The sequence below is a fragment of the Azospirillum sp. A23 genome (genome assembly GCF_042938965.1).
Lineage (GTDB): Bacteria > Pseudomonadota > Alphaproteobacteria > Azospirillales > Azospirillaceae > Azospirillum > Azospirillum melinis.
In genome coordinates this window covers 188405-213645 of sequence record NZ_CP170672.1, presented here as the reverse complement: position 1 = coordinate 213645, position 25241 = coordinate 188405, and the positions used below count along the sequence as shown (strand labels likewise).

Sequence of the window (25241 nt, the reverse complement as noted above, 5' to 3'; positions counted from 1 at the left end):
CTGCCCCGGTTCTCAGGAGATGAGCCGTGGCAAGCGGCTGAGGCCGAGATGGATAATCATCCATAAGCCCTCTCGTTCCCGCAACGATCCGATTTGCCGCTCACCCAAGCAATAGAACGGAACGGGACCAAAAGACAAGAATCGGACGGGGCGGAGGGCGTCTACCATGCGCCCCATAATTGGCGCCGCGGCTTCAGTCCCGCGGCGCCACGGTTCCGGAACGTAGACACGCTTTGGCTTGGCGGTGCTTCGTTGTTCCCGGAAATCCCAGAACAGGGCTATATGCCAGAACGACGACACAGTTCTACTTTTTCCCACTTCGTCTCCGCCATTCGGTCGGAGGCACTCCGAAGGCCTTGCGGAATCGAGCCGTGAAGTGATCGGCATTCACGAAGCCGACAAGGAGGGCGATTTCCGCAATCGTTTTGGCATTATAGCGTCGGTCTTCCAGAAGGGATCGGGCTTGAAAGAGGCGCATGCCAAGCAACTCCCGCATGAAGCTGTTGCCCGAAACGGTGAACACTGCATGCAGGGTGCGAACGGAAATTCCATGCTCGGCGGCAAAGCTTGTCGGGTTCAAGGACGGATCAAAAAGGCGGTCGCGCATATTCTGGCGAAGCCTTTCACGCAACGAGCGCTGACTGCTGGTCAAATGATCGATTTCAGGACCGATCGATAAGGCCAGTAGTCCCAGGACATGATCCGCGACGGCGCCGGGAGGGAGGGCAAGATGATCGATGGTCCGTGGCGTGATCTCCCTCATCACGGCTGCCAAAGCCCTGCCCCATCCGGTCCCCGAGGACATTTCTTTCAGATGTAAGATCTCAGGATTTGGGATGATGGATCGCATGTAAGAAATATCGAAGTAGATCGCTGTGAAGTTCAGGGAGCGGTCTGCGGCGAAATGGTAGGGAATTGAATTTCCGCCGCAATAAACGCCTTCTCCCTTCCACATGAGGTCACGGCTGCCACATGACACCTCTGCATTGCCATCCAATACTAGCGCAACGCAGAAAGCTTCTGAATTGTCTCTCGATATATAATATGGGGTACGTTCCGCCTCATGGGATCCATTCAGCCGGAAATGAGTAAGGGTGCCAAAGCTGAATACTTTGCAATCGACATCCGCTTCAAAAATCTCGTCATCATTAAAGTTAAGCTTCACATTGTAGCATGCATTGCCGACATGGTCTGACCAGTACTCTTTTGCTTTCTTTTGGTTCAACCCTTTTGTTGTCATGTGCAGAAAAGTGTCAGTCGTCATTTACTCCCCCATAACTGCCTTTCGAAACTCAAAGGCTGTCTCCAATTTATATAAGTTCGATGAAAAAATTATCAATCAGATTTCCTTCGGTTAAAATGTAAATTCCCGAGCATGTGGGATGTTATTCGATGTCATCCAAACAAGAGATTGGCGTATGATCTCCAGTAATGGGCACTAGATGTTTTGTTGCCAATTCGAGGTTATAATATAATCGAGAGCATCGTCACATAAACCTTGTTGTTGGCGAGCTGGGTCTGCCCTGGGCATGGTGGCGGGATGAGAGCCCGTTTGACAACCGGTTCAATGGCAGACTCGTCGAAGTAGCAGGCTTGCCATGGCGAGCTGCATCATGCCGCCGGAGACGTCGATCCGGGCTTCATAATCGCGAACCAGACGTCTCCAGCGGGTCATCCATCCGAAGGTCCGCTCGACCACCCAGCGTCGCGGCACGACCTTGAACCCTGGCTCGGTGTCGGTTCGCCGGACCACCTCGACGGTGAAGTCGAGGAAGGCAGCCTTGTCCATCAGCTTCTTGCGATCATAGGCGCCATCGGCGAAGAGGTGCTTCATCCACGGCCACCGCTTGCGTATCGCTTCCAGGATCATCTGGGCTCCGGCGGAGTCGGAAATGTCGGCGGTGGTCAGGTTCACCATCAGCAGGCGGCCATCGGTGTCGACCGCGATGTGCCGCTTGCGTCCGTTGACCTTCTTGCCTGCGTCGTAGCCTCGCTCCATAGCGGCGGGAGCTTTCGCCGATTGGCTGTCCACAACCCCGCCGCTCGGACTGGCTTCGCGTCCAGCCCGCTCACGATCGATCATCAACGTCACGTCGTGGATCGTCTGAAACAGCAAGCGCCGCAGGAGATGCCGAAACCACCAGTACACCGTCTGCCACGGCGGGAAGTCCTTTGGTAAAAGCCGCCAGCCACAGCCCGTCCGAGCCAAGTAGCGCAAGGCATTCAAGACTTCACGAAGGTCCACACACCTCGGACGGCCGGTGGGGGCCTTCTGTGGCATCAGCGGTTCTATCAGAGACCATTCCTCATCGGTCAGGTCCGTCGAATACCGCTTCGTCTGCTTCTCAATCTTGGCCATCCGGCTGCGCGTCGCTTCGGTCCACATCTGAAGTTTGAATCACATCACGCTTTCAGCGCCAACTCTTTTCAAACGGGCTCTTAGCGTATATTTTCGCCCGTTCTTGTATGTTCTGTGTCCGCCCTTCCGGCTGCCGATGCCGATCATCCGCGGTTGAGAGGGCTGGGTTCGGAAGAGGGGTGTCGTCGCCCGTTCCGGGGTTCGGCCCCGCGCCATAGATTGGCACCCTCGTCCGTTGCCCCGGGGCCTGCACGGTATCACGACGCATCGGCATCGACTGGCCGGTGGCGCCGCATTCACAAGGACAGGTGCCGGCAACGGCTCCGAGGCTCTTCGCGGCCCGTAATGACAGGAGGGACGCCATGACCTTCGTGGGCATCGACATCGGCGCGGAAGTCCATGCCGCCGCCGCGGTGAACGATCAAGGCTCGACCGTGTGCAAGCCATTCCGTTTCGCCGCCGACCAAGCGGGACACGCCGCCCTGTTCGCCGAGCTTGAGCGGCTCGCACCGGTCCAACTCGTCGTGCTGGAAGCCACCGGACACTATTGGAAGAACCTCGCCGCCGCGCTGGTTACCCGCGGCCTTCCGGTGGCCGTCCTCAACCCGCTGCAGTCCGCCCGCTTCCAGCAGGAAGCGCTGATGCGCACCAAGACCGACGCGCTCGACGCCCTGGGGCTCGCCCGCCTCGGCCAGCAGAAGCGGCCACTGCCGGCGACCTTGCCGGATCACGCCACCGAGCAGCTGCGCGAACTGGTCCGTCATCGCGACCGCCTCGTCCAGGACTGCGGCGACCGCGTGCGGCAACTCCATCGCCTGCTGGACCTCACCTTCCCCGAGTTCAAGCACCATGTCGCCCTGCTGGACACGGCGCTCGCCCTGACGATCCTGAAAGCGTTCCCAACCGCGACGGACGTCGCCGCTGCCACGCCCCGGCGTCTGGCCAAGCTGCGCCACGGACCGCGGCACCTCGTTGGCGACCCGTTGGCGCGCCAGCTCATCGCCGCCGCCAAGCAGACCGTGGCCGCCCAGAGCGGCGATGTCTATCGCGTGCGGATCCGGCATGCCTGCGAGGATCTGGCGCTCTGGCGCACCCGGCTTCTCGCCATCGACGCGATGATCGAGACGTTGCTCGACGATCATCAGATCGGTCGTCTGCTGACCTCCATCGAAGGAATTGGCACGACAACGGCGGCGCGTTTGGTGGCCGAGCTCGACGATCCCGGGCGGTTCCGCTCGCCGGATGCTTTGGCCTCCTACATCGGCCTCGTTCCGGCCCTCAAGCACTCCGGCAAACAAACGCCGAAGCGGGCGGGGCTGTCGCCGATCGGCAAGGCAGCCTTGCGGCGGGCGCTGTGGATGCCAACACTTCACGCGGTGCACGCCAGTCCCTGGCTACGCGCCTTCTACGATGGCCTGCGTGCCCGCGGGAAGCCGGGCAAGGTCGCGCTGATCGCCGCGATGCGCAAGCTGATGGTCGCCGTCTGGACTGTCGCCAAACAGCGGCGCACCTGGTCGCCCTCACCACCTCAGGAGACGACCGCCTGAGCCCCAGCGGTCGGTCGCCCCGACCGACCCATGCCAAGCCATCGCCGGGCCGGACGGCGCGGGTCAAGGCCGCAGCCGCCGTAGGCGGGGGCGCGTCAGCGCCCGCCTTGACCCGGAGCGGCCGGTCTGGCCTCCAACCCGCTTTGCCGCTTCACAAACGCCACGGTATCTGTGGCGTCACCCCAAAGTATCGGTAAAACACCGGGATTTCGGAACAGAGAACAGTGATAGCGCGAGCATCATCATTGTTCTTGGTTTGATCCTGCGTCTGTGTCAGACGGGGCGCACTCTTCGTCCGATGCTGACGCCAGTCGTCGCCATCGGCCAGACGCTGCTATATGCGCTCTGTACGATTTAACGCTTGATGCGCTCTGTACGATATGGCAGGATTTGGACCATCCCCACACCGCATCGGTTCCCCATCATGCACATCGCCCACGCCCGCATTGGCTGCAACAAGGGTAAGTCCCGCCTCTGGCTTGAAGGACCGCGCTTATCGCTTGTCGCTTTTGAACCCGGCTCTCGCTTTCACCTCCGCACCGACGCCGCTGGACGCAAGATCGTCCTCGAACTGCGCCCGGACGGTGAGCGCATGGTCAGCAGCCGCACCCGCCGGTCGGGCGGCGTGATCCGCCCTATCATCGACCTCGCAGGTGCCATTCTGGATCGTGTGTTCGGGGCCGCGGAGAAGGTCCGCGTCATCTACCGCGAGCGCGAGATCGAGGTGACGCTGCCGCCGCTGGCAGTGGCTCAGGCGCAACGCGAAGCGGACCTGCGGGATCGGCTCGGCGCTGGCCGCCCCTTGTCTGTCGGAACCCTGTGCATCGGCGCCGGCATCATCGACCATGCCGTCCATGCCGGCTTGCACGAGGCGGGTATCGCGACTGAGGCGGCGCTGGCTGTGGACATCGATCCTGAGGGGCTGGACGTGGCGGTCACCGCCAATCCGGCGACTAAGGGCTGCCGGATGAGCATTGAGGCCAGCATCGACGAGATCGAGCCCGAGATCATGCCCAAGCTGTCCGTCCTCCTGGCCGGGCTGCCGTGCACCGCGGCGAGTGTCGCCGGGCGGGCACGCAAGCGCTTGACCATGCCGGAAGCGGACGAGCAGGCGGGGCACCTTTGCCACGCATACCTCACGCTGCTGCGCGCGTCGGAGGCGCCGATCACGGCGATCGAGAACGTCCCCCAGTACGCCTCGACGGCCTCCGCCGCAATCATTCGCACGCAACTCAAGCGCCTCGGCTACAGGGTTTTTGAAGTGCCGCTCGTCGGGTCGGAATTTGGCGCTATCGAAGCCCGTCGGCGTTGGACGCTGATCGGCATCAGCGAGGGACTGGCGCCGGATACCTTCGAGGTGCCAGCGCAACCCGGCTCCGCCACCCGGCTGGGGGACATCCTTGAAGACGTGCCCCCGGGCGATCCGCGTTGGCAGGATCATGCCTATCTGGATCGGCACGCTGAGGCGCAGGCGACCAAGGGGAACAGCTTCAAGCGCAACATCGTGACCGCCGACAACACCACCGTCGGCACGATCGGCCGGTCGTACTGGAAGCACCGGACCAGCGAGCCGTCCCTGCAGGCCCCCCACGACGCTTCGCTCTCCCGCCTGCTGACGCCAGCGGAGCACGCCCGGGTCAAGTCGATCCCGGATGACCTCGCCGCTGCGATCATCAACGGCCGCTCCGCCACCGCCGCGCATGAACTGCTAGGGCAGGGCGCCGTGTGGAGTTGTTTCCACGCCCTGGGGCGCGCCCTTGGACAGGTGCTCGCTCCGCTCACCGGGAGCAACGTAGTGCCGCTTCCGTTGCGCAAGCCTGCTGCAGTTCTCCCGCTCCGCCGGCCGTCCCGCTCCAGCAAGCCCGCGGCCGACTTCGGCCAGCTTGCGCTCGATCTGTGAGGGAGGCAGTAATGCGGTTCTTCCCAAATTCCTTCTCCGACGCTGGTTGGAAGACCGTCCGAGAAGCCTGTGCAAGGCTCGGGCTCCCTGGCGCCGAGGCGCTCTACGAGCAACTGGAGCGCGGCGTGAGGTGCCTTCAAGAGCGGCTCGACGACGCAACTGGGCGCCGCGTCAGCCTCACCCTCCCATGGCCGACGGCTGGCCGATGGTGCCTCTTCATGAGCTTTTCCGACCCCATGCTGCCGGCCAGCGAGATGGTGATGGTGGCGCTGGATGACGTGCTGGAGGCCAGCACGAGGCTCGTCGACCATCTCGTGTCCCTCAGCGAGACCATTCAGCGGGCCGCACATCCCGCTCCGGTCTCTCCGACCTCCGCTGCGCCGGCCAAGACTGACTACGCGCCGCCGAGGGCCCCACGGCGCGCGCAGGGTGCCGTCCGGCCGGAACCGCGCCCGACGCCGGCCGTGCAGCCCCACATGGCTTCGGTGGTGAACACCGGCCAGTTCGCTCTTGCTCTTTGAGGAATGGAAGCATGACCAACCGCACTCGACAGTGCCAGCTTCTGCTTCCATTGCTGGAGGTCCTTGACGACGCTCCCAAGGGGCTCACGGCGGCGGAGGCGGTGACCGCCGTCGCCGACCGGTTGAAGCTCTCCGAGGAGCAGCGTCGCGAGACCGTGCAACTGCCATCCGGCACCTACCGCGCCTTCGACCGGGATGTACGGTGGTGCCGCCAGAAGGCACTCCTGGCCGGACACTTGGATGGATCGGTTCGGAACTTCTGGCGTCTCACTGCGAAAGGGAAGAAGGACCTCCGCTTCGCTATGCCCGGCATCGTGGTCACCGTCTACGAGACGGAAAATGGCGCAGCGGTATGGGCGCAGGCCGAGAGCGCGTTCAGCCACATCGAGGATCAATCGCTCAACCTGATCTTCACGAGCCCCCCATATCCGATCCTGACAACGAAGGACTACCAGACGGCTGAAGACGTCGGCTCGTATCTGGATTGGATGACTGGCCTTGCCAGGGAGTTTCACCGCTGCCTGACACCCGACGGCTCGCTGGTCCTGAACCTCGGGGACGCGTGGCAACCCGGAAGGCCGGCCCTCAGCCTGTATCAAGAGCGCCTTATCCTGAAGCTGGTGGACGACCTTGGCTTCCACGTTGCCCAGCGCTGCCACTGGCACAATCCGGCCGCCCTGCCGTCGCCGGCGCAGTGGGTCACGGTCAAGCGAGTTCGGCTTGCACAGAAGGTCGAGAGCCTTTGGTGGTTGTCGCGGTCAGACACCCCCAAGGCCAACAACCGGCACTGCCTCCAGCCATACAGCGAAGCCATGCAGAAGCGCTTGGCACAAGGTGGTGAGAAGGGCGCGGTGCGGCCGTCGGGGCATGTACTGGCCCAAGGTGCCTTCGGAGCCGACAACGGGGGCAGCATCATGTCGAACCTCGTGATCGCCCCCAACACCGCCTCGAACAGCGCCTACCAGCGCTACTGCCGCGACCACGGACTGCCGGCACACCCGGCTCGCTTCCCCGAGGCGATCGTCGAGCCTTTCATCAAGCTCACCACAGAGCCCGGTGACACGGTGTGCGACCCATTCGCGGGCAGTCTTACGACGGCGGCCGTAGCGGAACGCCTGCAGCGTCGGTGGATCGCCATCGAACAGAGCCTGACCTACCTGCGGGGAGGTGTTGGTCGGTTCGAGCCCGATGGGCTGCAGTCGGCCGCGTGAAACAGAGAAGACCATGAGAGGCTTCGGCATCCTGAACGGCCCGCGCTCTCGAGTGTCTGTTTCTGACGACAGCGCGCGTTGCCCAACTTTCCCGTGGCTCCTCGTCAATTCCGGTTACGGGGGCGCTCTGAAGCGCCGCTACGCCGACCCGGGCGTCGTCGAACAACGAGCCCGCCGACTGGCGCGCACCCTGCGCGCCGATGGAGCCTCCGTCATCATGGAGATCGCCCATGCTGCCCGCTCGTAATACGCAGTCCCAGACTACCGTTCCGAGCTTCGTCCCGCCGCGGCCGCAAAAGCCGTCGACGCCGGCGCAGGTCCTCCCGTTCCGGCGGCCGATCCGATGGTCAGCGCCGCGCCTGGACGATCTGGCGCGTCTCGCTGTCGATCTGTTGCGGGAGGAAAGAGTGATCTTTACGGCCCATGCCTACAGCGACCGAATGTCGGAGCGCGACATTGCTCAACGCGAGGCCCTGGAGATTATCTCCAAGGGCATGCCCTACAAGGTCGAGCCCGGCGCGGCCGACGGTGAATGGCGGGTGAACTTCAGCCGGCGGGTGGGCGGCCGGGACGCGGCCGTGGCCGTGAGCCTGACGCAGGGGCCCTCTCCAGCGAAGGTGGTCACCGTCATGTGGCTCGATCGCCGATAGCTCATCCTCCTGGTTAGGCCGCTGGCCAGTCACACGACGCACGGTGCCGAAAGACGTCGAATCGCTGCGCCTTTCAGCGGCGCGCCGGTGTCGGCCGCGCTGCTAGAGTCTCCTTCAAACACAAGGGGGGTACCTTGAGACAATCGGCATCCACGCTTCGCCGCGTCGACGTCAGCGAGCCGGCAGCGGCGATGAGCCTGAGGCACACCATTGCGCAAGCCCAGGAATTGTTCGGGGAGGATACCGCTGGGGTGGGCGCCTACAATGAGCGCGTAGGAATGTTGGTCGAGGCCTTTGGCGTTCATGTCGGACTCAGCATTGAGACCGCCCAGCGCTGGGCCCGTGCGGCATGTCTTCACGATGTCGGCAAGCTCTGGGTTCCGGCCGGGATCCTGCTGAAAAGTGGTCCCCTTTCCGTCGATGAACGTCATGTGATGAAGCAGCACACCCTTATGGGATACCTGCGTCTGCAGCCCGTGTGTGAGGTGGCGGCGGCCATGGCGCTCTCCCATCACGAGAACTTTGACGGAAGCGGTTACCCCTTCAATCTGGTCGGCTCAGACATTCCGTTTGCCGGCTGCCTCGTGAGGCTGCTGGACGTGTACGACGCCCTGCGGTCGCTCCGGCCCTACAAGCCAGCGCTGAGCCATAATGAGGCCGTCGCGATCATGCTCCAGGGGGACGAGCGGGTCCGACCGACGATGTTTGATCCACGACTCCTGCACTGCTTCGAGCAGTATCATCGCCTGATAGAGGCCCGCTACGGCTGAAGAGCGTGACAAGCCGCCGCACGCGAGTACCGCTGTGTTCTGTGACGTGTTTGTTGTTGCTAGGCTACACTCGAGGAGGGGGCAGAATGACATCCCATGCGACGATCGCAAGGATGTTCACGCGGGTGTGTTTGGTAATGTCGATATCCTCTATCACCGCAACTGCGTTGGCATATTTGGACGGCAATGAATTACTGCTGCCAGACTTCATATTGATCTCTGCTGTTCTCATGGTGGTTACCGGCCTTTGTTTTTACGAGTATCGGTGCGCGACGGCCCGGTAGACGCCTTTTTTCTTCCTCGCCGAAGGCAGGTACATGCGGACTGCAATCGTTTCGGCTGACCATAAGCAGGGCGAACGCGGCAATGTGAACTGGCGCGCCTTCAGGACCTGAATGCGCGAAATGCCGCTTCCGAAAGAGGAACAACGGGTTCGGCTGCCCCAAATCCAAACACCTTCCGTCGGTGTTGAACACTGAAGCACCGAGACGGGAGGGCGACATGCGGTCGATGCTCATGACAACCATCGCTGCAGCACTGGTAATGGCTTCCCCCGGCGGCGCCGGCGCCGAGAGCGTAGGCTACGCCGAGGCTGGACTGATCTGCTTTCAGAACGGCCGGGTCATCCTGGCGCTCGACGTTGTGACGGACTTCGAGATCCAGGAAACGCCTACCGGGCGCCGGTATGTCGGCCGCTGGGTGCGCAGCACCTACGCGGCCCCGGAGCCGTTCAGGATCGATGCGGGAAGCGACACGACCTGCTTCTCGCACAGACCGGAGAGGGGGTTCTTCTTCAGCAGCGGTGCCGGTCGGTAGGTCAGTTCCATCGGGTCGAAAGACGTGCAAAACCGTCGCCTTTCGGCTCTATCGCACTCAGCGTCGGACCGGTACATTGGGCTCACTTAGCGCCGCTTGCATGCTGCAGCGTTTGCAAAGTGTCCAGCTTCGGCTGGAGGACCTAGTTGGGGTCTTGAAACAACCAGCGCTCACGCCGCGGCCTCAGTGCCACGGCATCCGGCGACACTCGTCGCCGATGATCCCCCTGGGGAGGCATTCTCCCCACACAGGGGAAATCCGCCTCCTCGAACAGCCCCGGAGGGTCAGCCCTTTGGGCCGGCAACCCTCCTCTTTCCGTAAGGGAGTTGTGCTACTATGTCTGTCGACAGGTTGTTCGAGTACGAGGAAGAGCTTCGCGCTGGCGGCGCGCCGAATGCTGAGGTGTTCACCAAGGCGCTGCGCGGCGTTCTCAGGGAGCTCAAACAGGAGAGGTCCGGTATGGAGGCTTCTGTCACCGAGCTGAAGGGCGGCATCGACAAGCTCGACGGCCGCTTCGACAAGCTCGACGCCAGCATCGACAAGCTCGGCGCCCGCGTTGACAAGCTCGACGCCCGCGTTGACAAGCTCGATGACCGCATCGACAAGCTCGACGGCCGCGTTGACAAGCTCGACCATAAGGTCGATGCCGTTGAGCTCCGGCTCAATGCTCGCATCGACTTGGTCAAAGCTGAGCTCACCACCGAGATCCGAAACAGTAGCCTTGAAATCATGAAGGCGATGAACAACCAACTCTACAAGACAATGGGGTCGATCGGCACCATCATCGCCGTTTTCTACCTCGTCGAAAAGTTCACCTGACAGCAGTCGGGCGCGACACACAAATACCCCGCGGGGAGGCCTCCTCCCCACCAGGGGAGAACTGCCTCCTCGCATCATCGTCCATTTGCGACAACGAGGAAGCAGACCATGAACAAGCACTTCAAGACCGTCTTTGCCTTGGCCGAAACGTCGCCCGGCTTTGACGTTGCTGCGAACCGTTCTGAGATCATCCAGGCCAAGCGCGAGCTGGCGGCCCATGCCGGGCTGCAGGCGGCTGCTGAGGCGCTGATCGGCGCTTGGGGGAAGGGAAACCTCTCCCAGCCAATGCAGGCCATTCAGAAGGCCGTGGATGCGTTTTCTGCCCTATCGTCCTTGCCGGCGCCGGGGCATGTCCGCAAGTTCCTTGACCTCTCGACTGCTCACCTTGACGCGGAGGGAAGGGATCATCTGGAACAGGGTGGCGAGGGGATGGTCGTCTATCCCACCGCCTACGGATGGTTCGTCTACGTGTCGGAACCCGATGCGCTGGCGAGCTACACCGTGCCGCAGTGCCTGCTCGACATCCTGGATCGCGCCCGACAACTCGGATGTGACTATGTGCTCCTCGACTGCGATGCCGAGGAGGACAGCGAACTTCCGACGTTCGACGAGGCCGGTGCCGTGGAGGTTCCGGAAGCCCCTCCGCAGGAGCCCGAGCCCGTCGCGGAGGTGGTGGCGGACGCTTCCAACTTCTGTGCCGAGCCCGGCACTCCCCCCTGGGACGAAGCCTGGGCGGCCCTGGTCGCCGAGTTCGGCGATCCGGTCTGTCTCAGCACCGACGGGTGCCATAGCTGGCAGTATCTCGGCACCACCCAGAAGCCCGACGGCACCTGGAAGCACATCTTCCGCCACCGGTCGCTCTCGGCCGCGGGAGGCCAGCGGACCTATCGTGAGTACCCGGCGACGCCGCCGGCTCGCTGATCGGCGCTGATTCACGCCTGCGCTCCGTGCGCGGCACACAACACCAACCCGACCGGGTGCGTCTCCCGGTGGGGGCGCACTCCGTCCCCATCGTCCAAGGAGGACTCCCGATGAAGAAGTTGACGCTCAAGGGCATCCCCGCCTCGCTGGTCGTTTTCGACTACCAGGCGGTCGGCGGCCCAATGCGCGCCTACTGCGCCGAGATGCCGGCGCGTAAGTGGCTCGAGGCGCACGGCTTCTGGGCCGGCCATTTTGTTCACATCCAAGAGATTGTTGAATGGGAACGGTCGCCCAAGGACCGGGCTGCCGACGTGTTGTTCCGGATCGGAACGCACGAGGCCAAGTTCTCCGACCTGATCCGAACCGACCTGCCGGTCGGCACGGGCGGCACCGCGGAAGCAGGAGACTTGATGCAGCTTGAACTTGACGGAGCCTGGGCGTTTTTCGACCACTCCTGCGCAAGCTGGACTGGCTTTTCCGTTACAAGCTCCGCAATGGACGGCCGCCGCGGCTTCACGCTGGACCCCGAGTTCGCTCGGGCCTGGCTGGACCGAGGACGTTGCCGCCTGCGGCTGCACACGCAACGGCTTTCGGCCAAAGCGGCTGCCTGAGCGTCCCTCAGGTTTGCCACTTCGCACGCGCTGACCGGCCTTCCGCCGGCAGCGACACTTAACCCCACCGGGGCGACCACGCCCCGGGATGGGTGTCGTGCGCCCGCCAATGGAGGATCCCATGCTGAATGAGGAAAGCCCCCGTGCTCGTGCGTACGCCATCGTGTTCCTTTACCGCGTCCAGAAGATCTCTTTTCTGCGCGCGATACGGGAGCTGGTTGCGCTCGGCATGCCCGAGCTGAGTGGCAAAGGCTCGTGCCCCGTGGTCGACGCCCTCTATGCCCACTCGCTGGACGCGCTCCGTCGGATCATTCGGGAGAACGTCCCAGAGCCCAGACCCCAGCTACCCGATACCAGCAAGCTGCTTCGCCTTGCGAGAGCCGCCTGACCCACATCATCACAAACCCATGGGGACCATGCCTCCCCAATGGGAACCGGCGTGCTCCCCGTCCGAGGAGAACTTCGATGAGCACCCCGCAAGAGACCGTCCGACGTTTCGTCACGTCTGATGGCTTCACCTACTTTCACCTGGATAACGTTTGGCGCGACTCAATCCTGTCCGGGCTCGTCGATGTGAGCTGGGACGGTGACGAAAACGGCCCGATCGGCGAGGATGGCTCGATGTCGGGCATCCTCGATGTCGTGCAGCCGGTGCTGCGCGTCTCGTGGATCGACGGTCCGCGCCAAGGTCAGGTGGCGAAGATCCCCATGATCGCCGTGCCCAAGCTGGTCAATGTCGGTGGCCAATGGCTCACCGGATGGCGGCTGGCTGCCGGCGACGCTCCATCATGGGTCACTGAGGTGCTCCAGTATGCCCTGAATGAAGGGCATACCCTGGAGGGGTCCCGGTTCATCGCCGACGAGATCGGCGACGAACTGGACCGGGGTGACGACCGGCCCAACCTGACATTCACGGTCGATTACCTGGCGACCACGACACCTGCGGTGATCGTGGGCGAGCGGGAGATGCAGGAGACCCAGGCGTCGGTGCAGGCATTCCTGTCCGCACCCTGAGCCTCCAGACGGCCCTTCATCACCCCTCCCGGTGGGGAGGGGCCGTCCTTCCGCGAAGCCACACCGTCAAACTGAGACCGTGGCGCAAGGAATGCCCTCAGCGCCGGACGGTCCACGGCGGAAGGCGGTGGAACAGCGCAGTGCACGCGAGCGCGAGAGTGAGCGGGTAAACGACCGGTTTGCCGTCGCCGCGGCGGCCGGAGCGATAATGCTTGATGGACTCGACAGACAACCTCAGCGCCGCCGCGGCCTCCTCGCGCGTTTCGAAGCCCATGGCATCCATCCAGTCATTGAATGCCTCGGGCGTCATGGCGCCCCAGTCATGACCGGCGTCGGGGCGGGAATCCGGCGGCGTGCTGCTCATAACGTCCTGATCCTCGATCTGCCCGGCTGCGCGCCGGTCTGCGCAACAGGTTTACGCCGCTGCTTTGAGATCGACAACGCGCGAACGCAGTTCCGCTTTCGTTGGCCGCACCGCACGGCTGATGTGGAGCGCATAGACCGCCACAGCTCTCCAGTACACGGCCAGGGGGCCTTTCTTGCTGGTCCAAGACTTCTCGGCGCGCACCTTCGCGTCCAGGTACAGGTCGCGGAGGACATCGGCGAGGGCAAGCCGGAGTTCGGGCTGCAGCGTGAGCAGCCTGGCGACAGCCGGCAGGGCGAGAACAGGATTTCGAACTTCGGGGCGCGAGCTACGGTCCATGGTCGGGTCCTTGTTCGTGTTCGACGGAGAGGGAGGTGGTGGAAGCGCACAGCGTTCTTTAGGCGGCGATCTGCAGCCGGCGGCGCGGCGGCGAGTTTGCCGCTACCAGCACTCGGGCCATCTCCGGGCACACGCTGTTGCCAATCCGGGCGATCTGCTGTTCCTGGGTCAGACTGCGACCGTCGGAAGTGCGATCAATGACGTACTCCGGGGGGAAGCCCTGGATGAGCTTCAGCTCTTGCGGAACCAGCATCCTCATCGACAAGTCGACGATCTGGAACCACTCGCCCTTCACGCGGCAGAGGCCCAAAAGGTGCGGCAGTTCGGTCGCCGGGCCTACATAGCCAAGTTGGGCAGCGAGCGCGGTCAAGAAGGCGTCCGGCTCCGCCGACGGTAGTTTGCGCAGGCCGCGCGTGCTCTTCCAATCGACGCGCGCCAGGAACCGCCGCACGGCCCGAATTTGCTCATGCAGTCGCTTGGGGAAAGCAGTCAGGAGAGCGTCCTCGAAGGTAACGCTCACATCGTCTAAGGCCGTACCAACTGGCTCCAGTCTGGTCTGGACGAGGCCCTGGTGCATTCCGGACGCCAGAACAGCCGGAGCCGATCTATCAAGGGCCCGGCCGTCTTTGCACGTACCCTTGAGCACCACAAGGTGAGCGCCCTGCAGCCCGTGCGGATTGCGGGTTGCGGGGGTCGCGGCGGCCCCCTCCAGCCCCTGTCCGACACTCGGGGCATGGAGCTTGTGGATGGTCGCGGTGACCGGCTGCTGGTGGCTTCCCGTTGTGGTGATGGTGGAGGCGGGGTCCAGCAAGCTGTGCCCAATCTCGCCCGTGTTGTGCTGGGCCAGATAGGCGACGCTGCCAGTGTCTGCGCCCGACAGGGGGTGCGCGTGGCTGGTGAGAAGAGCACTTTCGTTCTTGGTGACGATCGTCGGGTGCGGCACGCGTGGATCCCGAACCTTGATGGACCGGCTGCCGCGCTGGCTGATTTGCGTTGTGGCCGCAAGCACAAGCCCATGGGCGTCGCGGGCGGCGGTGATGGTCTTGGCCGGCTCGGTCGAAGCGAAGCCCCGAAACCCCTTGCCTGCATGGTTGAGCGTGGCGACGAACGGCTCGTAACCGTCGCGCATCGACGATGCGATCATGAAGCGGTGCGCACCATGGGCCAAGCGGTCCAAGGTGGCGGGCGCGAGCGGCTTCGTCCGACCGAAGATGCTCTTGGAGGGCAAGGAGAAGTCAATGCAGGTGGACACCGGGGTGTAGGGCTTCAACAAGCCCGTGCGAACCTCGTCAGAACGTGGGTCGCCATGGGTCGGTGTCGGCCAAGCGACTGGGACGCCATCGCGGCGTGCGACGATAAACAGGCGGGTCCTAATAGTCGGGACGCCAAAGTGATGGGCGGCCAGGCAGCGGAACTCCAGATGGTACCCGAGCCGCTCCAACTCCTTCCGCCATTGTCGGAAGTAGAGCCCTTTCAGTGCTTCAGCCGGCGCGCTTTGGCTGTCCGGTGGAACCCCGGAGCCGTCAGGGAACGGATAGAGGATCGGCTCGTCCTCGGTGGGGCCTGCGGTCAGCATCTCCGGAACATTCTCGACGTAAATAATTTTCGGGCGTTGCCAATCCGGAAGGCGCGCCCATCTAATAACAACCCACATCAATCCTCTGATTTTTGGACTTCTCAGCGCCTTGCCTGACGCTCTTGACCAATGACGACAGTCCGGCGACGCCCAGAGATTTCGTATGCTGCGGCCTCTACATGCGATTACTGGATCGACTTCAAACACGTCGCTATGAAAATGTTCGGTGCGAGGATGATTGACTTCGTGCATGGCGATTGCAGCGGCATCATGATTCACTGCCAGATCGACGGGTTTGCCAAGGGCCTGCTCCATTCCCTCCGATGCGCCGCCGCCACCGGCAAACAGGTCAACGTCCAGTTCATCGTCCGCAGTCGACTTCAAGGACAACGAAAACTGCGCCGCAGGACTCTCCGCCCGTCCCATTGAGCGACGCGCCTCATTACGGCGGCGCGCGCGGGAACGAGCTGGCATGTGCGGAACGGAAATGGGGCGGGGGTGAACGGACATCGCCATGGACATGACCTCAGCACTATGGGCGGAGCGGGTAATTTTTACCCGACTGCTCCCATATAGCTCTTGCCTCCTTCCTCTGGCAAGGGTAATTTGTACCCACGCCGCACGGGCCGATAAGGCTGGGTTCCAACACAAAGAGGCAAGAAAGATGGCCGCTTCCTCTCAGCTCGCTTCTAAGACCGCATCTCCCACCGCCGGGGAAAAATTACCCGCAACCGTCATCCAGGTTCGTGGCGTGCCGCTGCGTGTTGCTGACCAAGCACTGCACGCCGTCCGCTTCGGCTATTGCCCGGTCTCATCGACTGGCTACCGGTCGCACTATTGCCAGCCGCTTCCCTCACCCACTGCGCTGGAGGAAATCGCCAAGGAGGCGGACAAGCAGCGTGCTTCGGCGCTCCGGCGGCTTCGGGAAGCAAAGGCGGGATCGCCGAAAGGACGCACCCCGGACCAGCGGTTTTCGGATTTCATCATGTTAGAGGGCGCGATCTCCGCTGCCGTCAACCAAGCCTACCTCGCGCCGCCGTCGGACCAGGACAAGCTGTTGCGGGAGATCGCAACCACAACCGAGGCTTTGGCTCCCTTCATGGTGATGGGCCATGCCAAGCCGCTCGACCCCGGTTCGCACTGGACCCCCGAGTTTCTGGTCGAACGCGCGCAGGCTTACCACCGCCTCTGTGCTTTGACGTGCCGCCTACTTGCCCGCCTGTGCCAGCGTGGAAGGGCCATCGACATCGCCGCCTGGGGCGCCTTCGTCGATGCGCTTCCTCGCGGCCCCGGCTTCTCGATGCTCCCTCCGACCTTGCTGTTGAAGCTGCTGGGCCGGGACGGCTCCGAGAAGGCAGGAACCAGTGGCAACGCGGTTGAGGTGTGTGGCGCATCCGCTCCGCAGGTGGTCGATGACATCGAGGAGCAGCACTATGAACCGGAGCCCAACGTCGCACCTGCAGAGCTGGTGGCCGCCAATGCGGCGCCGGTTTGGACAGTCGACAAGCGGGGTCAGCTGTCCATGTTCTGAGAAACCCTGCGAAGTGCCGGAACACGAGCGGAGGGGGGCAGATCGAACGGCGGCGGTGTTGGGTGCGACTGAGCCGACGGCTGGCGCGGCGATCGTCACCAACCACACCAGGGCCGCATAGGCTTTGATGGGCGAGAGACGATCCATCTCGGTCATGAACTCGCATCGAAACGTGGTCGGCGGAAGCGTCGGTTGTGTCGAGGCAATCAAGGTGCGCATCAAGCGCCTTCATTGTCTGACCGTGACAATGGTTACATTCAAAGGATCATTGGTCTCTTGTAATTCGCTGTTAAGATCGAATGCATGTTTTCTCGCTTGTGCGCTCTGTACGGTATGATAGGATTACTTCATCACACCACAGACTGATGCCGCCGCCATGACTGCGCTCTTCTCAACAGACAAGCTGCTGGATGCCAAGTTCTCTTCTGAGACCGTCGAGAAGATCGCCGCAGCTTATCGTGCAGTGCGCGATCTCATCGAAAAGGATGTCCCTCTCGCCGTTGCGGTCAGCTTCGGGAAGGACAGCACGGCAATGCTCACCATCGCGCTGCTGGCCCACCATGATGCGGTGCGCGAGAACCCGCTGCGCCACCCGTTGACCGTGCAGACCGCAGACACCGGCATCGAGAACCCTGTCATTCATCAGCACGTCCAGAGCCAGATTTCCTTGCTGGAACGCTACGCCCGTCGACACGCGATCCCTCTGCGGATACGCGTTGGGCGTCCCACCCTGGCCTCGTCGTGGATGACTGCCGTGATCGGCATGCGCAAGGTGCCCACGTTTTCAAATTCGGCAAGTCGAGACTGCAGCGTAGAGCTAAAAGCCCGCCCGAACATGCGCGAACTGCGCAAGCTGGTGCCTGAGTTGAAGGCTGAATACGAGGCGATGCTTCGGACTGCGGAGCCGGGCGACTTCTTCCGCATCTCCGAGCTTGCTGCATCCCTGGACCGGGAGAGCGTGGTGACCCTCTTGGGCACCCGCTTCTCAGAGTCTTCCAGCCGAGCCGATCGGATGGGTCGCAGGGGCGACGCGGCCCGCGTCATTACCGTTGCCGGGGACGGTCAACGAACGCTGCCACTGATCGCCGACTTCGACACGGATGAGGTATGGGAATGCCTTGCCCTGGCTGGGGAGGGGCGGGCGCTGGAAGCCTATGCACCGAACTTCGACCAGACCCGTGACCTCTATCGCGCGGCCACCGGCGAATGCCCGGTGGTCTCATCCGGTAAGTCTGCCGCCTCGGCCTGTGGAAGCCGCTTTGGCTGCGCGCTTTGCACCGTATCGGGCAGCAGCGACAAGAGCATGACCATCATGCTCCGGGACCCGAAGTATGCCTGGATGAAGCCGCTCAATGACCTGCGCGACTTCCTCGTGGCGACCCAGTACGATCTCGACCGTCGGCGTTGGACGGCCAGAACCACGGACCCGGTTACCGGGCACGTCCGGATCCAAGCCGACGTTTACTCCCCAGCCATGGTCCAGGAGCTGCTGGGTATCTGCCTGACGATCGACGCCCGCGAGAGGGAGCGGGCCGCCGCTTTGGACGAGGACCTCTGGGCCTATTACGCTGGTGAGGCCGTGTCGTGGTCCGACCCCTATATGCGCGCGATGGCAGCCGCTGGGACGCCTGGCATCGCCTGGGCGACGCGTATGGCAAAGCCGCAGTTCCAACTCGTAAGCCCTGAGCAGGTGCTGGCAATCGACTTCATGTGGGCACGCTACGGCGCCTCCGTCCCCTTTGAGGCCCTGCACATCTGGCGCGACGTGACCAAGCGGGGTGTTCGCTTTGAGCTCCCCAAGATCGAGGTTCAGCCGAACCGGCGCGATCTGCGTATGCCGGAGGCGCGCTGGGTTGCGCTTCCCACGAATGAACGGATGTTGCACCCGCTCTACGACCCGCTGACCACGTTCTACTATGAGCGCCCTGGCCGGGATGTGCCTGCGGTCACCGCGCAAACGTGCGTCGAACACCAGGAGGAGGAGACCTTCTCGGTTGACGCCGAATCCGCTCGTATGATTTTCGAGTTCGAGGCTGACCGCCTGCTCGATGTCTACCACAACGGACGCTTCGGGCCGACGGTGGCGGTACAGTTCTACCTACGCTTCGGCACCATTGCACTCGCCGCCGGACGGCTGCAGGAACTGGCGAACACGGTCGACCACGCCCAGCGTCTTACTGACGCAGGCCTCGGCCCAGGCACGTCGGCCGCGGAGTTGCTCACCCGCTCGATTTCCGATGGTGAGCACAATCGGCTGAAGGCTGCCACCCTGATCCCGGCGAAGGTGGTGCCGGCGCAACGACGGCAAGCCAACATGCCGATCGGGCAAGGCGACCTCTTCGCCTCCTTAGCCGCCTGAGGTACAACTATCGAAGGTCGAACGGCACAGTCACACCAGCGAAAGGCGGCGGAAATCGCCGTCTTTCAAGGTCGCGGGCAATGCTGAAATTCGGCTAACCAGATGCCATCGCACGTTGGAGTACCCGACCGTGAACAGACTGCCCGCCGCCGCCCTGCGATCTATCGTCGTCGCCACGGTTGCCGTATCCCTGGCTGCCTGCACCACGACATCCCGGCCTCCTCCCGCAGACGGATGGAAGACGGCTCGGGATGCCCAGCAACAGCTGTTATCCCGCGCTGGCCTCGAGAACCATTTCAAGCAGCCCTTAGTCAATGGGACGCCGACCGTGATCACAAGCCGGGACGCCATCCTCGACGCGCTGAACATCAGCTACGATCCGCGCTACATCACCTCGGAGGAAGTCACTGAAGCCGGCAGCACCTTCTGCGAAAAGAAGAAGCAGGGTCGGCAGCCTATTCTCCTGGAGATGAGCGCCGGGCAGTTGGATGAAAGCAGTCGGGGCGCTCGTGAGCTGATCCAAAAGGTGGGCTCTGCCACGATTTTCTGCACCAATGGCTCCGCGGCCGATGAGGCCTTGCTGGCCGCATATAAGGGCTCCCGGACAACGGCGCTCCAGCAGGAGGCGCAGCGCTCGGCGATGCAACGTTCGGCACAACTCCGGGCTAGGATCGAGGAATCGCAGGAGAACCGTGCCCGGTGGGACGCCATTAAGCGCCGCGACGAACAGCGGGTGAATGGATCGACCGGCTACACCTACGTCCCGACGCACTGACCATCGTCCACCCACGACATCAGAACCGCCATCCCTTCGGAGAAGCAACCGCCATGAGCACCCCCGTCACGAACGACCGCGTTTCTCTGGATATCCCCGATTTCGTCGGCCACACGAAGGGCTGGGATGGCGGCGTGTCGTTCGGGAACCTGGAGATCTTCCAGTTCTGCTCGGTCATGAAGCAGATCGATCCAAACGGGCAGCTGCGCCAGCAGATCACAGACGCGCTGAACGCTGCTCCCGGCCTGCGCGTGGCGATGATGCACGGGACGTTCAGCCGTGCTCCGGTGGTTGCCACAGCGGCTGAGTAAGAAAACCCAGCCGTAAGCCGCGTTCCCTCCCGGCGTTGCACCGCGACGCCGGACAACGCCGGTCGAACCGGCGAAGCGGTGCGGGAGGGAGTTGAGCGGCGACCCTGGCTGTCCGCAAAATGTGCATCGAAGATGTCTTTGGCTTGGGACGCCACAACCGCGGCGGCTGTCTGGTTCTCCGGCACGGCGCGGAGTAGCCCGGACTCCTTGACCGGCCGCGCGATGCTTTACCGGTTCACCAGAACTGCGATAGCGATGGTGTCTGGCTGGTTTAACCTCATTCATGAAGGGTCCAATCCCCAGTGCCGATCAGCCTGCCCTACAACACAGCTGTTCGTGAGCGGCGTCGGTCAGCCCCCGAGGCGCTGGACTTTCTCCCCACTCAACCGTGGGCGGTTCGGGCGCTGGTGCACCAAATCCTTGGTGTCGACGCGCTGTCCGGAAGCGTCGTCTGTGAGCCCGCGGCCGGTGCGGGGGATATCGCCCGCACGATGCTGGAGTTCACTCCGCATGTGCGTGTCGCAGATGTGGCGGATTACGGAATCAGGGACATCTACGAGCAGCCGATCAGCATTCGCGATTTTCTGACTTGGACGCCCGGTGCAGCGGAAGCTCCGGATTGGGTCTGCACGAACCCACCCTTCACCTTGGGAGAGGCCTTTATACACCACGCCCGCCGCTTCGCCCGCCGCGGCGTGGCGGTGATCGTCCGAACCGCATTCCTGGAAGGGCAGGGCCGTTACGAGCGGCTGTTCAGCCAGTGTCCGCCTGACATTATTGCCGTTCACGCCGAGCGCGTCCCGATGTTCGTGGGGCGGCTGGATCCCAAGAGGAGCAGCGCAACCTCGTATTCATGGCTGATCTGGTTCCGGGACGGAGCTGGCGACGCGCGGACACGCTGGATTGCCCCATGCCGTTCCGTCTACGAACGGGCGTCGGATTATCACGGGTGGCGCTGGTGCATGCATGGCGGCCGTCCGCTGCCACACCTGTCGATCACCGGCCCCACGTATGCCGCACACGACGTCGCTCGAGCGCTACCGATCCTTCGGGATGCGAGCCGAGCTGTGATCCATTCCGGCCGCCTCCGCGTGGTGTCCAGCCTGATCGAGGCCATGCCTGACTGTCGCGAAAGCAACCGTGTTCTGCGAAGCGTGAACTACACCACTAAATCTGCAATTCCTGTCCAGCTCATGCGTGTCTTCAGCGTCGATCCGGAGGCCAGCCACCATATTCTCTCGGTCGTGGCCGGCCCCTGGGTCAGCCACTTCCGAATGGCGGTTTTGCGCCGATAGTGTTGAAAAACTCCCCAGCGACTGCTTCGCCGCCGTCTTCGCGCAACAATTAGTCATTCCGGCAGCGCTTCAAAGCGACATCGCTGCGCGGCGCGGCCAAGGCAAGACGGAAAATTTCTCACTCTGTCGGGCCTGGGAGTTTTTCAACACTATCCGCCACAAGCAGATGATTGGTTCCTTTCCCTGGCGTCGAAAATGGTCTGCCCATGCCCCTGAAATGATGAAGGCCGTCGGCTTGGTGCCGGCGGCCCTGTTGTCGTGGAAAGGTAGATTATGTCGCAGTCGCCGGTGTGCCACCGTTTACCACAGCAAAGTTACCTTGTTCTGCCGGGTTTTCCGCAGTCAGGTTCTTTTCCCATATTCTTACAAACTTCGTTTAAGACTTTCACTCTTTCGGGGTCTTTAGGATTGCCAAAATCTATAATTGGTCTCGAAATAGTTACGAATGATAAAATTCCACTTTTATTGTTACCAATGTGAGAGTAATCGTATTTTTTCATATTCTCGTCCATTTTATTTTTACAGAATGCGCGCTGACTTTCATCAAGTTTACCTGGTATAGTTATTACCAAGACGGTGAGATCAAGCCATGACCGGATCCGATTGGTAAAGGAGCCACTTTTGCCAACCCATACTGCAACAACCCTGCTATTTGATGCCTCGATAGCATTCACAGTTTCGTTTCCATTCCCATATGCCTTTGCATAAGTTCCAATTGGAAAGCCATATTTAAAATTCCCATTCGAGCTATTATTTTTGATTGAAGCAAAGCAAATAGAAGTTGATGGATTTGTAGAGAAAGTGTATTTAGCTACGATATCATCTCCGTTCCATGGAACCTCGTGGCTTATTCTTCCCTCCCACAACGTCCACTGAGGAGATCCTGACTTTTGAAACATTTTATTTAAATCATCAATATCTGAGGTAGGCAGCGGTATACCCTGCCTAACAGATGGACTTTGAGCTTTGCTTTGCGTAAGGGAAAAAAACAAGTATGTAGCAAGCAACGCAGTCAGCAACCGGTTATTCATATATGCCTCCCCGTGATACAGTGAATTTATCGGCGCTTTGCGGGAAGCTTGTTCAATTACTGAATATAAAATTCAGTAATAATCTGTTGTATAAGATAATTCCTAACACATATTTTTGCAGTTATCCATGCAAGAAGATCGTTCGCTTGAGCATACATTGTGCTGATTTGATGGTCTCATATTGATGCACATATCATAGTTTGTATTGCACTGCTTGCTGCAGACGTCCCAGCATATTGCAGGCTGCCCAACTTGTACTTTTTTCAAGTACATTTCAACGTGCTCCGTTTGGCTGGCCGCATGCGGTGCCAAAATACGCTGCAAAGCCGATGTTGAGGCTGCTGCCGCTGGGTTAATTATTGTCAGAGCTATTATTAATGAGGTGAGAAGACGTGCGATTATCATGATTTCCACTCCCAATAACGTCAGAGGATATCGGGTTTTCCTAAAGCGCCTGTCAGAGCCCAAGTCTGGTGTGCTGAAGTGGCTGGTATACCTCCGCTCCAGACCATTCCTGATCGGCGCTTTAAACTATTCTCACATCCGGGCAACCACGATGGTTGCGACATAAACATTCCGCAGGAGGCGCAAGATTATCAGATAATTTTTGCAAGTAGGAAAGGGAAAAATGGATATTATCATTTGATAATGATGAGTGGTACATACTCTGATACTCAGAGACGGACGAGCTGACCGATTGAGAGTAAATTGTCCGATGCTTGAGAGCGTGATTAGAGCAAAGTGTTAGGACGTGACATGTCGGAAACGGTCGGCCCATGGTCTGGGAACGACAAAGGCCGCAGGCTGGGCGCCAACAGGCCTCAATGTCGCGGAAGGGTGCGAATGGGGCGTTCCGGCTGCTGTCGTGGAAAGGGGCACCAGCGGGCATTGACCGCGTCTGCTATGGGTCGATAGTGTTGAAAAACTCTCTGGTGAGTGCTCCATAGCCATTTTTACGCAACAATGAGGCGCTTCTTTCAGGCAGCAGGAACATATCTGCGCGGGAAACGGCCGCCATGAGGCAGAAAATTTCTCATTCTATCAGCCTGAGAACTTTTTCAACACTATCGGCCAGATTCGGACGTTCGAGACTGCCTCGAAAGCGAGAGCTGAACCGGTGGTGCTCCGCGTCAAGGCGGGCGCGGACGCGCCCCCGCCCTGCGGGCGGCTTCGGCCTTGACCGGTCCGCGCCGCCGGTTCGCTGTGTTCGGCATCGGTCGGCGGCGAGCGCCGACCGTCGGCCTTCTTACGCGGGTTTCGCTTCCCAGTTGGCTCCCTTCGCGAGCATGGCGTTGAGGCGGACAATCAGCTTGCGCATACAGGCGGCCAAGGCGACCTTCGGCGGCTTTCCTCGTCCGATCAGGCTCTGGTAGAAGTCGGCGATGACGCCCTTGGCGTGGGTGGCGGCGGACAAGGTGGCCAAAAACAGCGCACGGCGCACGCCGGCCCGCCCGCCGGCGATATGGCGTTGCCCGCGCAAGGTGCCGCTGTCGCGATCGAAGGGCGCGACGCCGACCAGAGCGGCAATTTTCCCACCGGAAATCCGGCCCAGTTCCGGCAGCAGGACAGCCAGCGTCACCGCCGTCAGCGGACCAATGCCTGGAGCGGTCTGGAGTTCCTGTAACGTTCGGGACAGGGATGACAGGGTTTTGGCTGCCTGGGCAATGGCGGCATCCAGCGTGGCGATCTCCCGCGCCAGATGCTCGACCGCGTTGGTCAACGCCTCCCGTGCGGCGGCTGGGGCATGGAACATGCCCTTGCTGAGATCGGCTCGCTTGTCGACAAGCAGGCGGCGGGCCTTGATCAGGCCGGCCAACTCCTCGCGGGCCAGATCGGCCGGAAGCAGCGGCTCCGCCGTCTGGGTGGCAGTGAACTCGGCGATCACCGCCGCGTCGAGGCGGTCGTTCTTGGCCCGTCGCCCCTTGGCCTTGGCAAAATGGCGGACCCGCGCCGGATCGAAGATCCGGACCGAGACCCCGGCAGCGCGTAGCGCGTTCCGGACCGGCCGCTCATAGCCGCCGCTGGCCTCCAGGCCAGCCACGCCGATCCCCCGTTCCGCGATCCAGGCCACCAACTCCCGGTGTCCCTCGGGCGTGTTGGCCACCCGATGCTGGCCGGCGCCGGGGAACACGCCAGCATCCAGGAAATCCTTGCCGCAATCGATCCCCACGGCTCGTTCAGATTCCGGCATCCTCGTGATCCTTCCTTGTGATGCGAGCTCGAGCTCAAGCAACCGTTCGGACTTGAAAGGATGGTTGGCCGCCCTCAAGCTTTCGCCCGGCCTCGAAGCCTTGGGAGCGACGGGGTCAGCCAACCCGGACGGCTGGTTGCCACCGACCGTCCGAGCTTCAATATGGACCGGCTCTGTCATACAAGGGTGCTTGGCCGCATCAGTGTGTGGCACGCCGGTGCCGATCCGCTGGAGGCGCGGGGGGTGCTCGAGCAGACCCTCGTTCGTCGCGGTCTCAAGATCGACCTTGCCGGTGTCGATACCAAGCTCGCGGCGTGAAATGGGCATGTT

25 protein-coding genes are annotated in these 25241 nt (G+C 61.9%); 17 read left to right on the top strand and 8 right to left on the bottom strand.

Features of this window, described 5'->3' with window-relative positions; genetic code table 11:
• Positions 1-304 precede the first annotated feature (304 nt).
• A complete protein-coding gene (locus ABNQ40_RS35910; RefSeq protein ID WP_377806523.1) occupies positions 305-1264 on the bottom strand; it encodes an AraC family transcriptional regulator in 960 nt (319 codons plus the stop codon).
• 300 nt (positions 1265-1564) lie between these two features.
• Entirely contained in the window at positions 1565-2386 is an 822-nt protein-coding gene (locus ABNQ40_RS35905; RefSeq protein WP_391349725.1) for an IS5 family transposase, read from the bottom strand.
• Positions 2387-2721: 335 nt separating this feature from the next.
• Between ABNQ40_RS35905 and ABNQ40_RS35900 the strand changes: the two genes are divergently transcribed.
• The 6 genes from ABNQ40_RS35900 (at position 2722) to ABNQ40_RS35875 (ending at position 8958) form a co-directional block, all read left to right on the top strand.
• Complete coding sequence (locus tag ABNQ40_RS35900; protein ID WP_377806524.1) at positions 2722-3906, top strand: IS110 family transposase; 1185 nt, start codon at positions 2722-2724, stop codon at positions 3904-3906.
• Positions 3907-4330: 424 nt separating this feature from the next.
• Entirely contained in the window at positions 4331-5806 is a 1476-nt protein-coding gene (locus tag ABNQ40_RS35895) for a DNA cytosine methyltransferase (RefSeq protein ID WP_377806525.1), read from the top strand.
• Positions 5807-6024: 218 nt separating this feature from the next.
• Positions 6025-6327: a hypothetical protein gene (locus ABNQ40_RS35890; protein ID WP_377806526.1), complete on the top strand. Its 303-nt coding sequence runs from the start codon at positions 6025-6027 to the stop codon at positions 6325-6327.
• Positions 6328-6338: 11 nt separating this feature from the next.
• Complete coding sequence (locus tag ABNQ40_RS35885) at positions 6339-7538, top strand: DNA methyltransferase (protein WP_377806527.1); 1200 nt, start codon at positions 6339-6341, stop codon at positions 7536-7538.
• Between the two features lie 230 nt (positions 7539-7768).
• Positions 7769-8188: a DUF4258 domain-containing protein gene (locus ABNQ40_RS35880; protein WP_377806528.1), complete on the top strand. Its 420-nt coding sequence runs from the start codon at positions 7769-7771 to the stop codon at positions 8186-8188.
• A gap of 134 nt (positions 8189-8322) precedes the next feature.
• Positions 8323-8958, top strand: coding sequence for an HD-GYP domain-containing protein (locus ABNQ40_RS35875; RefSeq protein ID WP_377806529.1), 636 nt, complete (start codon positions 8323-8325; stop codon positions 8956-8958).
• 191 nt (positions 8959-9149) lie between these two features.
• Here ABNQ40_RS35875 and ABNQ40_RS35870 read toward each other — a convergent pair whose 3' ends face one another.
• Complete coding sequence (locus ABNQ40_RS35870) at positions 9150-9476, bottom strand: hypothetical protein (protein WP_377806530.1); 327 nt, start codon at positions 9474-9476, stop codon at positions 9150-9152.
• Between ABNQ40_RS35870 and ABNQ40_RS35865 the strand changes: the two genes are divergently transcribed.
• The 6 genes from ABNQ40_RS35865 to ABNQ40_RS35840 all read left to right on the top strand — a co-directional run bounded on the left by ABNQ40_RS35865 (position 9460) and on the right by ABNQ40_RS35840 (position 13139).
• The gene (locus tag ABNQ40_RS35865) at positions 9460-9774 is read left to right on the top strand and encodes a hypothetical protein (RefSeq protein WP_377806531.1); all 315 of its coding nucleotides are present in this window, start codon (positions 9460-9462) and stop codon (positions 9772-9774) included. The two genes, ABNQ40_RS35870 and ABNQ40_RS35865, sit on opposite strands and share 17 nt — an antisense overlap.
• Positions 9775-10110: 336 nt before the next feature.
• The gene (locus ABNQ40_RS35860; protein ID WP_377806532.1) at positions 10111-10593 is read left to right on the top strand and encodes a hypothetical protein; all 483 of its coding nucleotides are present in this window, start codon (positions 10111-10113) and stop codon (positions 10591-10593) included.
• Between the two features lie 108 nt (positions 10594-10701).
• On the top strand, positions 10702-11514 hold the full coding sequence (locus tag ABNQ40_RS35855; protein ID WP_377806533.1) for a hypothetical protein: 813 nt from the start codon (positions 10702-10704) through the stop codon (positions 11512-11514).
• 110 nt (positions 11515-11624) lie between these two features.
• On the top strand, positions 11625-12125 hold the full coding sequence (locus tag ABNQ40_RS35850; protein WP_377806534.1) for a hypothetical protein: 501 nt from the start codon (positions 11625-11627) through the stop codon (positions 12123-12125).
• A gap of 121 nt (positions 12126-12246) precedes the next feature.
• Positions 12247-12513 (top strand): hypothetical protein, encoded by a 267-nt coding sequence (locus tag ABNQ40_RS35845; RefSeq protein ID WP_136705957.1) that lies wholly within the window; start codon positions 12247-12249, stop codon positions 12511-12513.
• A 77-nt stretch (positions 12514-12590) separates the two neighbouring features.
• The gene (locus ABNQ40_RS35840) at positions 12591-13139 is read left to right on the top strand and encodes a hypothetical protein (RefSeq protein ID WP_377806535.1); all 549 of its coding nucleotides are present in this window, start codon (positions 12591-12593) and stop codon (positions 13137-13139) included.
• A 97-nt stretch (positions 13140-13236) separates the two neighbouring features.
• Here the strand turns inward: ABNQ40_RS35840 and ABNQ40_RS35835 are convergent, their stop codons facing one another.
• Genes ABNQ40_RS35835 through ABNQ40_RS35825 form a run of 3 tightly spaced genes read right to left on the bottom strand, consistent with a single transcriptional unit; the run spans position 13237 to position 15934 of the window.
• The gene (locus ABNQ40_RS35835) at positions 13237-13503 is read right to left on the bottom strand and encodes an XRE family transcriptional regulator (RefSeq protein WP_109155062.1); all 267 of its coding nucleotides are present in this window, start codon (positions 13501-13503) and stop codon (positions 13237-13239) included.
• Positions 13504-13554: 51 nt separating this feature from the next.
• Positions 13555-13842: a hypothetical protein gene (locus tag ABNQ40_RS35830; protein WP_149228685.1), complete on the bottom strand. Its 288-nt coding sequence runs from the start codon at positions 13840-13842 to the stop codon at positions 13555-13557.
• A 58-nt stretch (positions 13843-13900) separates the two neighbouring features.
• Positions 13901-15934 carry a DNA cytosine methyltransferase gene (locus ABNQ40_RS35825; RefSeq protein ID WP_377806536.1) on the bottom strand — a complete coding sequence of 678 codons (2034 nt, stop codon included), beginning with the start codon at positions 15932-15934 and terminating at the stop codon, positions 13901-13903.
• Between the two features lie 148 nt (positions 15935-16082).
• Between ABNQ40_RS35825 and ABNQ40_RS35820 the strand changes: the two genes are divergently transcribed.
• From ABNQ40_RS35820 to ABNQ40_RS35800, 5 genes are all read left to right on the top strand, one after another.
• A complete protein-coding gene (locus ABNQ40_RS35820) occupies positions 16083-16949 on the top strand; it encodes a hypothetical protein (protein WP_377806537.1) in 867 nt (288 codons plus the stop codon).
• A 376-nt stretch (positions 16950-17325) separates the two neighbouring features.
• On the top strand, positions 17326-19308 hold the full coding sequence (locus tag ABNQ40_RS35815) for a hypothetical protein (protein ID WP_391349718.1): 1983 nt from the start codon (positions 17326-17328) through the stop codon (positions 19306-19308).
• 130 nt (positions 19309-19438) lie between these two features.
• Positions 19439-20083, top strand: a complete 645-nt coding sequence (locus tag ABNQ40_RS35810) for a hypothetical protein (protein WP_377806556.1) — start codon at positions 19439-19441, stop codon at positions 20081-20083.
• 53 nt (positions 20084-20136) lie between these two features.
• Positions 20137-20394, top strand: a complete 258-nt coding sequence (locus ABNQ40_RS35805; RefSeq protein WP_149228695.1) for a hypothetical protein — start codon at positions 20137-20139, stop codon at positions 20392-20394.
• A 302-nt stretch (positions 20395-20696) separates the two neighbouring features.
• Complete coding sequence (locus tag ABNQ40_RS35800; protein WP_377806557.1) at positions 20697-21689, top strand: hypothetical protein; 993 nt, start codon at positions 20697-20699, stop codon at positions 21687-21689.
• A gap of 314 nt (positions 21690-22003) precedes the next feature.
• On the opposite strand, the gene ABNQ40_RS35795 is transcribed toward ABNQ40_RS35800, so the two are convergent.
• Both ABNQ40_RS35795 and ABNQ40_RS35790 read right to left on the bottom strand, forming a co-directional pair.
• Positions 22004-22720, bottom strand: coding sequence for a hypothetical protein (locus tag ABNQ40_RS35795; RefSeq protein ID WP_377806558.1), 717 nt, complete (start codon positions 22718-22720; stop codon positions 22004-22006).
• Positions 22721-23966: 1246 nt separating this feature from the next.
• On the bottom strand, positions 23967-25238 hold the full coding sequence (locus tag ABNQ40_RS35790) for an IS110 family transposase (protein ID WP_377806559.1): 1272 nt from the start codon (positions 25236-25238) through the stop codon (positions 23967-23969).
• Between the last annotated feature and the right edge of the window lie 3 nt (positions 25239-25241).